Annotated in this window: 10 protein-coding genes; 3 read left to right on the top strand and 7 right to left on the bottom strand. The window is 63.8% G+C overall.

Annotated elements, in window-relative coordinates; translation table 11 throughout:
* Positions 1 to 245: 245 nt before the first annotated feature.
* Both AB4Y31_RS20465 and AB4Y31_RS20470 read right to left on the bottom strand, forming a co-directional pair.
* Positions 246 to 1,037, bottom strand: a complete 792-nt coding sequence (locus AB4Y31_RS20465) for a hypothetical protein (RefSeq protein WP_368675524.1) — start codon at positions 1,035 to 1,037, stop codon at positions 246 to 248.
* Between the two features lie 39 nt (positions 1,038 to 1,076).
* On the bottom strand, positions 1,077 to 1,703 hold the full coding sequence (locus AB4Y31_RS20470; RefSeq protein ID WP_368675525.1) for a class I SAM-dependent methyltransferase: 627 nt from the start codon (positions 1,701 to 1,703) through the stop codon (positions 1,077 to 1,079).
* Between the two features lie 144 nt (positions 1,704 to 1,847).
* Between AB4Y31_RS20470 and AB4Y31_RS20475 the strand changes: the two genes are divergently transcribed.
* Together AB4Y31_RS20475 and AB4Y31_RS20480 are read left to right on the top strand one after the other, a co-directional pair.
* Positions 1,848 to 2,624: a hypothetical protein gene (locus AB4Y31_RS20475; RefSeq protein WP_368675526.1), complete on the top strand. Its 777-nt coding sequence runs from the start codon at positions 1,848 to 1,850 to the stop codon at positions 2,622 to 2,624.
* A 90-nt stretch (positions 2,625 to 2,714) separates the two neighbouring features.
* Positions 2,715 to 3,785, top strand: a complete 1,071-nt coding sequence (locus AB4Y31_RS20480; RefSeq protein ID WP_368675527.1) for a serine hydrolase domain-containing protein — start codon at positions 2,715 to 2,717, stop codon at positions 3,783 to 3,785.
* A gap of 135 nt (positions 3,786 to 3,920) precedes the next feature.
* Here the strand turns inward: AB4Y31_RS20480 and AB4Y31_RS20485 are convergent, their stop codons facing one another.
* From AB4Y31_RS20485 to AB4Y31_RS20495, 3 genes are all read right to left on the bottom strand, one after another.
* Entirely contained in the window at positions 3,921 to 7,556 is a 3,636-nt protein-coding gene (locus AB4Y31_RS20485; RefSeq protein ID WP_368675528.1) for a hydantoinase B/oxoprolinase family protein, read from the bottom strand.
* 85 nt (positions 7,557 to 7,641) lie between these two features.
* A complete protein-coding gene (locus AB4Y31_RS20490; RefSeq protein WP_368675529.1) occupies positions 7,642 to 8,940 on the bottom strand; it encodes an MFS transporter in 1,299 nt (432 codons plus the stop codon).
* Positions 8,941 to 9,111: 171 nt separating this feature from the next.
* The gene (locus tag AB4Y31_RS20495; RefSeq protein WP_368675530.1) at positions 9,112 to 9,885 is read right to left on the bottom strand and encodes a putative hydro-lyase; all 774 of its coding nucleotides are present in this window, start codon (positions 9,883 to 9,885) and stop codon (positions 9,112 to 9,114) included.
* Between the two features lie 194 nt (positions 9,886 to 10,079).
* Between AB4Y31_RS20495 and AB4Y31_RS20500 the strand changes: the two genes are divergently transcribed.
* Positions 10,080 to 11,012 (top strand): LysR family transcriptional regulator, encoded by a 933-nt coding sequence (locus AB4Y31_RS20500; RefSeq protein ID WP_368675531.1) that lies wholly within the window; start codon positions 10,080 to 10,082, stop codon positions 11,010 to 11,012.
* An 8-nt stretch (positions 11,013 to 11,020) separates the two neighbouring features.
* Here the strand turns inward: AB4Y31_RS20500 and AB4Y31_RS20505 are convergent, their stop codons facing one another.
* Together AB4Y31_RS20505 and AB4Y31_RS20510 are read right to left on the bottom strand one after the other, a co-directional pair.
* Positions 11,021 to 12,682: an MFS transporter gene (locus AB4Y31_RS20505; RefSeq protein WP_368675532.1), complete on the bottom strand. Its 1,662-nt coding sequence runs from the start codon at positions 12,680 to 12,682 to the stop codon at positions 11,021 to 11,023.
* Positions 12,683 to 12,787: 105 nt separating this feature from the next.
* The gene (locus tag AB4Y31_RS20510) at positions 12,788 to 13,621 is read right to left on the bottom strand and encodes an oxaloacetate decarboxylase (protein WP_368675533.1); all 834 of its coding nucleotides are present in this window, start codon (positions 13,619 to 13,621) and stop codon (positions 12,788 to 12,790) included.
* Positions 13,622 to 13,641: the final 20 nt, after the last annotated feature.

The raw sequence follows: 13,641 nt of genomic DNA on the forward strand, positions 1-13,641 counted from the left end.
TGTTCGCCTCGAATCTCAGAGAGGCAGATCTTAGCTTGCGTCGAGGCGTTCTTTCGTCAGTCGGAATGCCTGAGCGACGGCGTGACGAAAGCTGCGGGAAACTGCGTATCTGTCGTAAGGATTGTCGTAGGCGGCGCCGCGTTAATCAAGCGCTACAGAGTGCATCTTTGCGATATTGAATACGACGTCTCAAGCGCTCTGGGCTGGACGACCTCGCGCCAGCACGTTCCGTTGGCCAGCGCTCGCTAACGGCTCAGATGCGCGAGCGCATCCCGCATCGAACGGCTTGAAATGATGAGCGATCCTGTAAGCGGCGTCTGAAGGTCGACGATGACATACACGGCCGACGCGATCGATAGCGCGCCGAGCAGGATAGTCACGAGCGCCAACGCATTGCGGGGAGCAACGAGCCCGAAGCTGAGAAAGATCACAATGAGCCAGAAAGTCAGCATCACGAAAAAGGGGAGTGAAATCGCGGCCCGTGCTTCTTCGATCAGCTTCCACCGCCCGCGGCCGAGCCGACTGAACGAAGTCTGAATATCGTCGGCAAGCCGATGGTGATACTCGTCCTGTGGCGCGAGGTGTCGGATCTCGCGTCCGGCGGAATCGAGCATTTGGCCGAGATGCACGCTTTCAAGTTGATTACTTGTGCGCTCGATGGGGTAGTAGTTGCCGGGTGGCCGCGGCTCCGCGGGCCAGGTCGATGCGATGACGGCGGCGGTGTAAGCGCGCAGGAGGGCACGCGTGTCGTCAGCGTCTCGACCGTAGTCCCGCAGCTGCTGATCCAATTGGATCAACTCCGATGCGTAATCGCGCAAATCGTTTCCGACCGTATCGAAGCTGCTTTTTGCGGATGCCGTCAGCAGACCGAGAACAAGTGAGGCAAACGTCACGAGCATCCCGATGACCAACGTCACCAGTTGCACCGTCTCGTGAGCCTTGTGCTCCTCGGGTAGAAACGGACGCAGCATGACGCCGATGCCTGCAAAAGCGAGCAGTAGCACGAAGACGAGCGATGCGGAGGCAGCCTCGGACATGACGCGGTATTGATGTTCCCTTCAGGCGTTTTACGCAATTTAGCCGGCTCGCGGGCCTTTGACAAAGGCCAATCGGCTCCATGTCACTCCGATCCGCCGATTTTCGTTTTGCACCGATTCGGTTTGGAGATTGAGCACGGGTTTCAAACCGTAGGCATGTGCGAGCTCGATGGTCTCTTCGGCCGAAACATCGAACATCCGCCTTCCGTCTGGAACCGGACCATGGCGCAAAGACATAATCAGCATGCCGCCGCCAGCCAAAAGAGCGCTCACGCTCGCCATCGATCGACGTCGCTCTTTCTCATCGAGATGCATCCAGACGGCTGTCAGCATCGCAAGTTCAAACGGCTTTTTTCTGGAGCGCAAGAGGGGCAAGTCCGGCAAGCTATCGTCGACCCATTCGATTCGAGGCGAGGAATGCAGCTCCATTCCCGCGTTGCGCAACTGATCCACGGGCTCTACGGCTACGACACTGTGCCCCATTGCCGCAAACGCAGCCGCGTCGGTCCCGATGCCCGCCCCAATGTCGAGAACGGACGACGGGTCGGCTGGTATGAGATGCAATATGGATCTGTGATGTTCGGCAAATGAAACGCGCCGCCATTGCTCGATGAGCAGCGGCGCGTTCTCCGCGTAGCCCTCGGTGCCGCTCACGTTCTCGGACACTGATGTCTCCCAGGTTCTGGCCCCGGCGCTTTAACCAGGACTGCAGTGATGTCTTTGCCATTATCCCGATTGTTGTTATGTTCGTGTTTTAACGAGGCACGCGGCAGTCTTCACCTCGGCATACCCGTGCTCTTTGGCTAATTCATGAATCTTCTAGTCTTCAAGCTCGTCGTCACGCCGCTGTTGCTGTTGGCTGCCACCCTGGCCGTTCGCCGCTGGGGCGAGGCAATCGGCGGGCTCCTCGTAGGCCTGCCGCTCACGTCCGGGCCGATCTCGGTTTTTCTGACACTCGAGCATGGACCTGCCTTTGCAGTACAGGCTACGGCGGGATCGCTTGTCGCGACGGCCGCGCAAGCGGCGTTTTGCGTTGCCTATTGCAGACTGGCACGCGTGGGATGGCCGATAGCTCTCGCAGGCGCATGTGCGCTGTTTTCCATCGTGGCCGGCCTTTTGCAGCAAAGCGCGCTACCGGAAACCGGCCTGTTTATCGTCGCCATCGTAGCCATCGCACTCGCGCTCATCCTCATCCCTAACAAGGCAGCCGCAACGGGCAAGCTCGATCCGCCGTGGTGGGATTTGCCCCTGCGCATGGCGCTCATCGCGAGCCTGGTCGTCGGTGTGACGCTCATCGCGCCTTACGTCGGTCCCGAGGCGAGCGGCGTGCTCGCGTCGTTCCCGTTCATGGCGATCATCCTTGCGGTTTTCACTCACCGCATGATCGGCCATACGGCCGCACAACAATTGATGCGCGGCATGGTGACGGGGCTTTTGGGCTTTGCCGCATTTTTCTATTTGCTGAGCCTGACGCTGACGCGGTTCAGCTTGTTTGCCGCTTATGGTGGCGCGATTCTCTGCACGCTCGCGATTCAAGCTGTCTCGTTGTACCGGATGCGCCTTCCGGTCACGCTGCCGACGGAATAGCGCCGGCGAATCGGTCTACACGCTCTTGCGGAATTGTCCGAAACCACGCAGTCTCACGGTTAATGTCGATACCGCGAGGGCAAGTCCGCCATGAAAGAGCTGGCTTACGCAAGCAATAGCAACGACTGGATGGTATCTACCCCCGAAGAACAAGGGATGAACGCGGCCCTGCTCGAGGGCCTTGCGCCGCAGTTCGAAGCCTGGACGGAGGCCAACGTCCATTCGATATTGATCGTCCGGCATGGCAAGATCGTCTGCGAGCACTATTTCTCGGGTAAAGATCAGGCATGGGGCAGGCCGCTCGGCCGCGTTTCATACCATTCTGAACTCAAGCATGACGTCCGCTCGATTACAAAGAGCATTGTCTCTATGCTGTTCGGAATCGCTATCGACCAAGGTTGGATCGGCGACTTGGACGAGCCGGTTTTCTCGTTCTTTCCCGAGTATGCGGACCTGCGTACAGCGGAAAAAGACGCGATCTGTCTCCGACATCTTCTTACGATGTCGGCTGGCTTGGCGTGGGACGAGGCTTGTCCCTATAGCGACCCTGCCAATAGCGAACGGCGAATGTCCGACGCGACTGACCGGTGCCGCTATGTGCTCGAGCAGCCGATCGTGCGGCCGCCCGGCGCGACTTACCTCTATAACGGCGGATTGACCGCTCTTCTCGCTGCCATCCTGGAGAAGGCATCGGGACGGCCTCTCGATCTGCTCGCAAAGGAAGTGCTCTTCGGCCCGCTGGGTATCGAAGACGTCGAATGGGTCCGGTACGCGGACGGCGCGCCGAACGCGGTGTCAGGGCTTCGCATGCGGCCCCGCGATGTTGCGAAGATTGGCCAGATCGTCCTCCAGCGGGGGAGATGGAACGGCAAGACGATCGTCTCGCAGGCGTGGATCGACGACGCCACGAGCGCTCACATCAACGGCGAGGGGCTGTTCTTCTATGGGTTCCAATGGTGGCTCGGTCGATCTCTTGTGCATCGGAAGGAGTTCAGGTGGGTCGCCGGCGTAGGCTACGGTGGCCAACGGTTGTTCATCATTCCGCAACTCGATCTAGTTGTCGTCGTGATGGCCGGGCTCTACGACAACCCTGCCCTGACATCGATTCCCGGCGAAGTCGTCTTGCGCCGGTACGCGGTGCCGGCGGCAGACTCGCTTTAACCGCGACTTGGTGAGTATCGTCGACACTGGTCTACGGGGCCGAGCGTTGATGTGTGCCGGGGCGGGCGGTGCCCGCGACCACGCCCGCCCCGCGGCGCAAAGTGCATCGACGATTGCTGCGCTCCTCACACGCGCTTATGCCACCGGCGCACCATATCCACCACCACCCGGCGTCTCGATGACGAATGTGTCACCGGGCGCCATCTGCGCGCCGCCGACGTGTGCAACAGGCACGATCGTGCCGTCGGCTCGCTCGACGTAGTTGCGCCCGAGCGCGCCCGCCTCCCCCCCCGCCGCACCGAACGGCGCATGCACGCGGTTGTTCGACAGGATCGACGCCGTCATTGGTTCTAGGAAGCGAATCCGCCGGATGGCGCCGTTGCCGCCGCGCCAGCGCCCTGCGCCGCCCGACCGGCTGCGGATGAAATGCGATTCGAGCCGCACCGGGTACCGCCATTCGAGTACCTCGGGATCGGTCAGCCGCGAATTCGTCATGTGCGTCTGCACCGCATCGACACCTTCAAATCCGGGCCCCGCGCCACTGCCTCCCGCGATCGTTTCGTAGTACTGGTGCCGTGCGTTGCCGAACGTGAAATTGTTCATCGTTCCCTGGCTCGACGCGACACGGCCGAGCGCGCCGTAGAGCGCATTCGTGATCGCTGAAGAGGTTTCGACGTTCCCCGATACGACCGCGGCCGGATACACCGGATTGAGCATCGACCCTTCCGGCACGATCACGGTCAGCGGCTTCAGGCACCCGGCGTTGAGCGGAATGTCGTCGCCAACGAGCGTGCGAAACACATAGAGCACCGCCGCCATGCACACGGCCTTCGGCGCGTTGAAGTTGTTCGGCAACTGCGCCGACGTACCGCGGAAGTCGATCTCCGCGCACCGGGCACGCGCATCGACGCGGATCGTGACTTCGATCACCGCGCCGTTATCAAGCGGATAGCGATAATGTCCGTCCCGCAGCGCGCCGATGACGCGCCGCACGGCCTCCTCGGCGTTGTCTTGCACGTGCCGCATATAGGCGCGCACGACGTCCTCGCCGAACTGCGCGATCATCCGGCGCAGTTCTTCGACACCCTTCTGATTCGCCGCGATTTGCGCGCGCAAGTCGGCCATGTTTTGATCGACGTTGCGCGCGGGATAACGGCCGGACGCGAACAGCGCGCGCGTCTCGCGATCGCGCAGCACGCCGCCGGACACAAGCTGCCAGTTGTCGATCAGCACGCCTTCTTCGTCAATATGAGTCGAGTTGGGCGGCATCGAGCCCGGCGTAATCCCGCCGATATCGGCATGGTGGCCACGCGAGCCCACATAGAAGAGCGGTTCGGCCGATCCATTCGCGAACACCGGCGTAATGACCGTCACATCGGGCAGGTGCGTCCCGCCATGATAGGGATCGTTCAGCATGAACACGTCACCATCGCGCATTCGTCCTCGGTTGCGTTCGATCACGGTGCGGATGCTCTCGCCCATCGAGCCGAGATGCACCGGCATATGCGGCGCGTTCGCAATCAGATTGCCGTCGGCATCGAAGACCGCGCACGAGAAGTCGAGCCGCTCCTTGATGTTGACGGAGTAGGCCGTATTCTGAAGCGTCAGCCCCATCTGCTCGGCGATCGACATGAACAGGTTGTTGAAGATCTCGAGTCGCACCGGATCGGCGTCGGTGCCGAGCGAACGGCGTGTCGGCAGCGGAGCCACACGCGTGAGCACGAGGTTCCCGGCGTCGGTCAACTCTCCGCGCCAGCCCGGCTCGATCACCGTCGTGCCATTCTTTTCCGCGACGATCGCGGGACCGTCGAGGACGTCGCCTGCAAACAGTGTCTCGCGCACGTAAAGCGGCGCATTGTGCCACGCGCCACTTGAATAGAAGCGGACGTTGGTATCCGCGGTTGGCACGCCCTGCGTGCGGCGGGAAACGGGGGCAACGTCGAGCGGCGCGTCGGAGCGGCCGATCGCTTCGACCGATGCGAGCTCCACGACGAGCGGTGTTCCTTCCATCAGAAACGCGTAGCGCTGCCGGTAAGCGTGCTCGAACGACCGACGCATGGCATCCAGGCTGCCCGCCGGCACGGCAATCGCCGAATCGGTGCCGCGATAGCGCAAATGCGCGAGACGCACGGTGTCGATCCGCGCCGACGGCACGCCCTGCTCGCGCAGCACGCGCACAGCTTGCTCGGCGAGCGCGTCGAGCGTGTCGTTCAGTAGCACGAGCGTGGCGTCGTCGAGCTCCGCCTCGATGGCGCGCTCGCGCATCGCGGTCTGATCGGCCAGCCCCATGCCATAAGCCGAGAGCACGCCCGCAAGCGGATGCGCGAATACCTTCGTCATCCCGAGCGCGTCGGCAACGCCGCACGCATGCTGCCCGCCCGCGCCGCCGAACGTCGTCAGCACATAGCGCGACACATCGTGGCCGCGTTGCACCGAGATCTTCTTGATGGCATTCGCCATGCTTCCAATCGCAATCTCGAGAAAGCCTTCGGCCAGTTCCTCAGGCGTTTGCCGGCGTCCCGTCGCGGCGAAGATCTCGTCGGCAAGCGTGGCGAAGCGCTCGGCCACGACGTCGCGATCGAGCGGCGCGTCGGCGTGCGGGCCGAACACACGCGGGAAGTAGTCGGGCTGAATCTTGCCGAGCATCACATTGCAGTCGGTCACCGCCAGGGGGCCGCCACGTCGATACGATGCGGGTCCCGGGTTTGCGCCAGCCGATTCGGGACCGACGCGCAGCCGGCTGCCATCGAACGTCAGCACCGAGCCGCCGCCGGCCGCGACCGTGTGGATGCTCATCATCGGCGCACGCATCCGCACGCCCGCCACCTGCGTCTCGAACACGCGCTCGAACTCGCCGTTGAAATGCGAAACGTCGGTCGACGTGCCGCCCATATCGAAACCAATCACCTCATCGAAGCCGGCCGCTTGCGCGGCGCGGACCATCCCGACGATGCCGCCCGCGGGCCCCGAAAGAATCGCATCCTTGCCCTGGAACGCATCGGCACGCGTGAGCCCACCGCTGCTCTGCATGAATTGCAGATTGACGCCCGGCATCTCGGCCGCGACCTGTTCGACGTAGCGACGCAGTATCGGCGACAGGTAAGCATCGACAACGGTCGTATCGCCGCGAGGCACGATCTTCATCAGCGGCGAGACCTCGTGCGACACGGACACCTGCGTGAAGCCGATTCGGCGCGCAAGCTCGGCGAGCGCGCGCTCGTGATGCGTATATCGGTAACCGTGAATCAAGACGATCGCGAGCGCCCGGATGCCGCTGTCGTAGACCGCCGCGAGCGCAGCCTCCGCGCGCTCGCGGTCGAGCGGCTCGATGATGTCGCCGTGCGCGCCGATGCGCTCGTCCACTTCCACGACGCGCTCGTAGAGCGCCTCGGGCAACGCGATGTCGAGATCGAAGAGGCGTGGCCGATTCTGATACGCAATGCGCAGCACATCGCGAAAGCCGCGTGTCGTCACGAGCGCGGTCGGCTCGCCCTTGCGTTCGAGCAGCGCGTTGGTCGCGACGGTCGTACCCATCTTGACCATTTCCACCTGAGCCGGCGTGATCGGCTCGCCCGCCGCGAGGCCGAGCAGATGGCGGATGCCGGCGACGGCCGCATCGCGGTACTGTTCCGGGTTTTCCGAGAGCAGCTTGTGCGTGGCGAGCGAACCGTCAGGACGGCGCGCGACGATGTCGGTGAAGGTACCGCCGCGGTCGATCCAAAATTGCCAGCGAGGCGCCGTGAAGTCGGCATTGGAGAAGTGTTCAGACATGGTGATCGAATCGAAAACGGAAATGGAAACGGAAACGAAGACTGGAAATGAAAACGCGTAATCGAGCAGGCGATGCGAGCAGACGTCAGGCCGACTCGAGCTCGCGGCCGCGGGTCTCGGGCAACGTGAGCGCGGCAACGATCAGCACGCCGTAGGCGGCGACCGCGAAGAGGCCGATGCTCGTGCCGAGACCGTACTGCTTCGCGAGCGCACCGATCAGAAACGGGAACAGCGCACCGATCGCGCGGCCGACGTTGTAGCAAAAGCCCTGGCCGGAGCCGCGCACGCGTGTCGGAAAGAGCTCCGTCAGGAACGCGCCCATGCCTGCAAAGATTCCCGACGCGAAGAAACCGAGCGGAAAGCCGAGCCAGAGCATCGAGTGGTCCGTCAGGTTCAACGACGTGTACGCGAATGCGATCGCCATCGAGCCCGCCGCGAACAGAATGAAGTTCGGCTTGCGGCCGAGGCGATCGGTCAGATAGGCGCCCGACAGATAGCCGATGTAGGAGCCGACGATGATCGTGGCGAGATAACCGCCCGTGCCCATCACGGTCAGATGGCGCTCGGTCTTGAGGAACGTCGGCAGCCACGTCGTGATCGCGTAATAGCCGCCCTGCGCACCCGTCGTGAGCATTGCCGCGCGCAGCGTCGTGGAAAGCAGTCGCGGCGAGAAGATTTCGCCGAGGCTCGGCTTGTCGCCCTCGCTTTGCTGCGCCGCCTTCGCATGCCGATAGACCTCCGGCTCCTTCACATAGCGGCGAATCACAAGCACGAGCAGGGCCGGCACGAGCCCGAAGAGAAAGAGCGCGCGCCACGCGGTCGCGGCGGGCAGCACGGAGAAACTCCACGCATACAGCAAAGCCGCGGCACCCCAACCGATCGCCCAGCCCGCCTGCACGAGGCCGACCGCCTTGCCGCGATCGCGCGCGCGGATCACTTCACCGATCAGGACCGCCCCCGCCGTCCATTCGCCGCCGAAACCAAAGCCCATGAGCGCACGCGCGGCGAGAAGCTGCTCGTAGTTTTGCGCGAGCCCGCACAGGCCCGTAAACGCCGCGAACCACAAAACCGTGATCTGCAACGTCCGCACGCGCCCGATGCGATCGGACAAGATGCCGGCGAGCCAGCCGCCCGCGGCCGACGTGAGCAGCGTCAGCGTGCCGATGAAGCCCGCGTCGGCAAGACTGATTCCCCATGTCGCGACGAGCGTCGGGATCACGAACGAGAGCATCTGCGTGTCCATTCCGTCGAGCATGTAGCCGACCTTGCAACTCCAGAATGCGCGCCGTTCGCGCGGCCCCGCATCGGCGTACCACGCGAACATGCCATTGCGGCCTCCCTGCTCGATGTCGGCGGATTGCGCCGCCGCGGTCTTGCTGTCCATCTTTTGCTCCTTGTCGAAAGCGCTCGAGTACACCGCCGCGCGGCAGGCGAACGGTTGTCGCGTCGAGGATGCATGCTTCCCTCCGGCTGCGCGGATCCTCGGCTCACGGCCTGGCGCGCCGTGGTAATCGTAAAAGCGAAGCACCGGTCTTCAGGCGCCCCGCGGCGTGCATCAGAAAACGGCGAGCGATGTGTTCTCGATGTCCGTCATCAGCATGTGGCCCGGCGCATGCGCGATGGCGAGCGGCAGACGAGCGGCCATCAACGCCGTCTGCGGTGTCACGCCGCATGCCCAGAACACCGGCAGTTCGCTGTCGCGGATCGTGACCGGATCGCCGAAATCGGGGCGTGCCAGATCCGCGATGCCGAGTTCTGACGGCGCCCCGATGTGGATGGGCGCACCGTGCACGCCGGGAAAGCGGCTCGTGATCTGCACCGCGCGGATCGCATCCGCGCCGCGCATCGGCCGCATCGACACGACGAGTTCCCCGCCGAATACGCCGGCCCGGCGGTTCGGGATGGTCGTCCGGTACATCGGCACATTGCGCCCCTCTTCGACATGACGCAGCGGTATGCCTTCCCGCGCGAGCATCGCTTCGAATGAAAACGAGCAGCCGATCGCGAATACGACGAAGTCGGGCTGCCAGAGCTCGTTCAACGAGTCGACGCGTTCGACCAGGCGCCCCTCTCTGTACACGTTGTACGCGGGCACATCGGTGCGAATGTCGAGATCGTGCCCGAGCGCGTCGATCGCATAGGCGCCCGGCTCGCCGACCGCCAGCAACGGACACGCCTTCGGGTTCGCGTTGCAAAAACGCAGGAAGTCATGCGCATAGGCTTCGGGCATGATCGCGAGGTTGGCCTGCGCGAATTCGCCGCAGTGGCCGGCCGTCGGGCCGCGAAATGCGCCGTTGCGCACGGCGCGGCGAAATTCATAGGGGGTCATGAATGAATCTCTGTGACAGTCGAATGACGTTGGTCGTCAGGAATAGGCGAAGGATAGAAAAGACGAAAATTTGACGCCACCTAGTTTTTCTTGCGTTCGACGAATAGAATTTCTTAACGTAACGCCGGGTTTTCCCTAGTCTCGTGAAGATTTTGTAGCGTGCAGTCTCCGCGTCGATTGCTTCGTTCTTCACCATGAACACACGCTTCCTTGAGACCTTCGTCGCTCTGGCGAAGCTGCGCAGCTTCCGCACGACCGCCGCCGAGCTGCACGCAACGCCCGCCGCGATTTCACAGCGCGTGAAGGCGCTCGAAGACGAACTGGGGACAGTGCTCGTCGACCGCGAAAGCCGTGAGTTTCGCCTGACACCGAATGGCGAGTACCTGCTCGGCTACGCCAAAGCCGTCGTCGATGCCACGCGCCAGCTGCAGGCGGCAGCGGCGAGCGACAGCGCCGTGCGCGGCAAGCTGCGACTCGGCGTCATCGAAACAGTCGTGCATAGCTGGCTGCCTCAATACATGACGCGGCTCTCGATCGACTATCCACATCTCGACATCGACTTGAATGTCGACGTCAGCGTCGTGCTGCAGCGCCGGCTCATGGGGGGAGAACTCGATCTGATCGTCCGCGTCGAGGGCAGCGACGAAGCCAGCGTCGTTTGCGACGCGCTCGCGAACTACCCCGTGCACTGGATTGCGCGCGCGGGCCTGGTGCCAGTCGCACGCAGCGGTCTTGCAAAGCGCGTCCTCGAGCACCCTATCCTCACGTTCGGCCGCGGCACCGCCCCGCATCGCGCGCTCGAAGACATCGTCGCCACGCTCGCGCGCGCGAACGGCGTCCCGCTCGGAGAGACGCGCATTACCGGCTCGCCGTCGATCTCGGTAATCGTCCAGCTCGTGCGCGACGGGTTCGGAGTCGCGGCGATCCCGCGGCTCTTTGTCGACGCACTGATCGAATCCGGAGAAATGGTCGAATTGCCGCTCCAGCCCACGCCCCCGTCGATCGTCGTGTCGATGTCGCGTCGCGCCGATGCATCGCGTCTCGTGCACGCCGCGGCGGCGGCCGCGCGGACGGCCTGCCACGAATATTGCGCGAAAAGCGATCGGCGGCTCGTCGAACCGTTGTAGATACCGCTCTACGAGGTCGAGCTTGGATAGGTGCCGGGGCGAATGGTCACTGCTGCCAGGCCCGCCCCCGCGAACGCGCATGCGGCGCACACCAGCGCGACTGCGCGCAGCGCCTCGGCGATGGCTTCGGCTTCGGCGCGGGCGAGAGGCGTTCCAGGTGGCATATGCGCGGCACCCGGCGGCGCCATGGATTGCGCGTTCGGTTCAAGCAGTTGCCCGGAGCGGCGCGCGTCCTGCGGCACGTGCAGCTGATCGAGCCGTGCCGCCAGCGTCGCATGATGCGTCCACAGGAACACGATGCCGAGCACGGCAACGGCAAGCAGGCTCGCGACGCGTGCAACGGCATTGTTGATACCGGATGCCACGCCGGCGCGTTCGCCCGGCACCGAACCCATCACGGTTGCCGTCAACGGTGCGACCGTGATCGTCATGCCGAGACCGAGCACCGCCAGCGCAGGGAAAAGGCTGGCCCAATAGCTGCCGCGCACGGACAACACCGCCAGCATTCCAAATCCGATCCCGGCAATGCCGGGCCCCACCGTGAGCAGCCAGCGCGGACCATAACGGCTCGTCCAGCCGCCGGTCAGGCGCGAAAGCAAGCCGATGATGACGGGCACTGGCAATAGCGCCGCACCCGCTTCCGTTGCCGTATAGCCGTGCGCGCGGATCAGCGTGAACGGCAAGAAGAAGAGCGCACCGCCGAGCCCGAAATAGAGCAGCAACGTGACGAGGTTGGCGCCGGTGAAATCGCGCGAGCGGAATACGTCGAGCGGCATCATCGGATTGCGACTGTTCGCTTCAATTGCCATGAACGCGGCCAACACCAGCACACCTGCGCCGATCGCGCCGAGCACGAGCGGATGGCCTAGCCCATGCGTCGGCGCCTCGGTCAGACCGAAGGCGAAGGCTCCGAGCCCTGCGGCCGCGGTTGCGGCGCCGAGCCAGTCCAACTGTTGCGACGCATCGGGGTCGCGGCTATTGGGCACCGACCAGACGGCCAGAACGCTCGTCGCGATGGCAAGCGGCACGTTGATGAAAAAGATCGCGCGCCACGAAAACGCATCGACGAGCCAGCCGCCCGCCACTGGACCGATCGCCGACGTGATCGCGCCGATTCCCGCCCAGGTGCCGATCGCTCGTCCGCGTTCTTCGCCGGAGAATACAGCGCCGATGATTGCGAGACTGCTCGGGACGAGTAGCGCCGCTCCGATGCCCTGCACTGCGCGTGCGGCAATGAGCGAGCCTGCATGCGGCGCGAGCGCGCAGGCGATCGACGCGAGCGCGAAGAGCGCGATGCCGGCGATGAACACGTTGCGGCGGCCGAGCTTGTCGCCCATCGCCCCGCCCACCAGCACGAGCGAGCCGAGAAAGAGCAGGTACGCATCGACCACCCACTGCATTGCCGCTACGCTTGCGCCGAGCTCGCTCTGAATGGACGGCAGCGCGACGTTGACGACGGAGCCGTCGATAAAGGCCATGCTCGAGCCGAGGATCGTCGCGGCCAATGCGAGGCGCTTCCGTTGACAAGGCCGGCCGGCGCCGGCCGGTTGCGAGCGTATGACGAGCTCGTCGCACGGGCTCGCCTGCGCGGCGATGACATGCGCCGCGCGCCGCAGACTATCGGGAATGTGCTGGCGGACCAAATTCGCTCCCGCGCCGATCGATCGCATTGCGGATCGAGCAGCAATGGCGTCACGCGCCGGCTCTCGGCTTTGTCGCCTGCTCCGGCGAAGTGGTGTTCCGGTGTTCGAACGATCGGGCGGCGAATCCAGCAGCTACTCGCCCCGGCCGCCAACCTTGAACACGTCGTTGAGCTCGGCGCCCGATGCGGCGCCGGCAAATCCGTCGAATCGACCATCGGCCAATGACTGGGCCGCGCGCATGAAGCCGCCCCACGCCACGCGCGCGAGCGCTCCACCAACACTGACGCGCCGCACGCCCATCGAAGCGAGATCTTGCAACGTGAATTCCGAGGTCGAGCCGACCAATACATTCACCGGCTTCGGGGCAACCGCCGAAACCACGGCGGTGATCTGCTCACGTGTCTTGATGCCCGGTGCGTAAAGACAATCGGCTCCGGCAGCGGCGTACGCTTTGAGCCGCGCGATGGCATCGGCGAGATCGGATACGCCGACCACGAAGTTCTCGGCGCGTCCAACGAGCAAAGTATCGCCGCCATTCTCGTCGATCGCGCGTCGTGCCGCTTTGATCCGCTCGACTGCGATTTCAACCGAAAACAGGGGCGATGCGGCATCTCCCGTCGAATCTTCGATCGACAATCCCGCGACGCCAGTATCGACGGCGAGCTTGACGCTTTGCGCAACTTCGGCGGGCGTGGCGCCGAAACCATTCTCGAAGTCCGCGTTGACCGGCAGATCCGTTGCTTCGACGAGTTCGCGCAAGTGCGCCAGCACCATTTCGCGAGGCGACGCGTTGTCCGCATGACCGATCGACCACGCGAAACCGGAACTGGTCGTGGCGATCGCTTTGAAGCCGAGCGTCTGCAAGTATCGTGCGCTACCGATGTCCCAGGGGTTCGGCAACATGAAACAGCCTGATTCGTGCAGGGCTCGGAAGGCGGCTCTTCTTTCTTTGACGGTACGGGGCATGACCGATCTCCTTTGGCAGG

The organism is Trinickia sp. EG282A, assembly GCF_040965455.1.
GTDB classification, from domain to species: domain Bacteria; phylum Pseudomonadota; class Gammaproteobacteria; order Burkholderiales; family Burkholderiaceae; genus Trinickia; species Trinickia symbiotica.

What these genes read in the sequence shown, in the direction of transcription:
- AB4Y31_RS20510 (WP_368675533.1), bottom strand. Translation starts at nt 13,621, where the DNA reads ATGCCCCGTACCGTCAAAGAAAGAAGAGCCGCCTTCCGAGCCCTGCAC.
- AB4Y31_RS20500 (WP_368675531.1), top strand. Translation starts at nt 10,080, where the DNA reads ATGAACACACGCTTCCTTGAGACCTTCGTCGCTCTGGCGAAGCTGCGC.
- AB4Y31_RS20490 (WP_368675529.1), bottom strand. Translation starts at nt 8,940, where the DNA reads ATGGACAGCAAGACCGCGGCGGCGCAATCCGCCGACATCGAGCAGGGA.
- AB4Y31_RS20505 (WP_368675532.1), bottom strand. Translation starts at nt 12,682, where the DNA reads ATGCGATCGATCGGCGCGGGAGCGAATTTGGTCCGCCAGCACATTCCC.
- AB4Y31_RS20485 (WP_368675528.1), bottom strand. Translation starts at nt 7,556, where the DNA reads ATGTCTGAACACTTCTCCAATGCCGACTTCACGGCGCCTCGCTGGCAA.
- AB4Y31_RS20465 (WP_368675524.1), bottom strand. Translation starts at nt 1,037, where the DNA reads ATGTCCGAGGCTGCCTCCGCATCGCTCGTCTTCGTGCTACTGCTCGCT.
- AB4Y31_RS20495 (WP_368675530.1), bottom strand. Translation starts at nt 9,885, where the DNA reads ATGACCCCCTATGAATTTCGCCGCGCCGTGCGCAACGGCGCATTTCGC.
- AB4Y31_RS20475 (WP_368675526.1), top strand. Translation starts at nt 1,848, where the DNA reads ATGAATCTTCTAGTCTTCAAGCTCGTCGTCACGCCGCTGTTGCTGTTG.
- AB4Y31_RS20480 (WP_368675527.1), top strand. Translation starts at nt 2,715, where the DNA reads ATGAAAGAGCTGGCTTACGCAAGCAATAGCAACGACTGGATGGTATCT.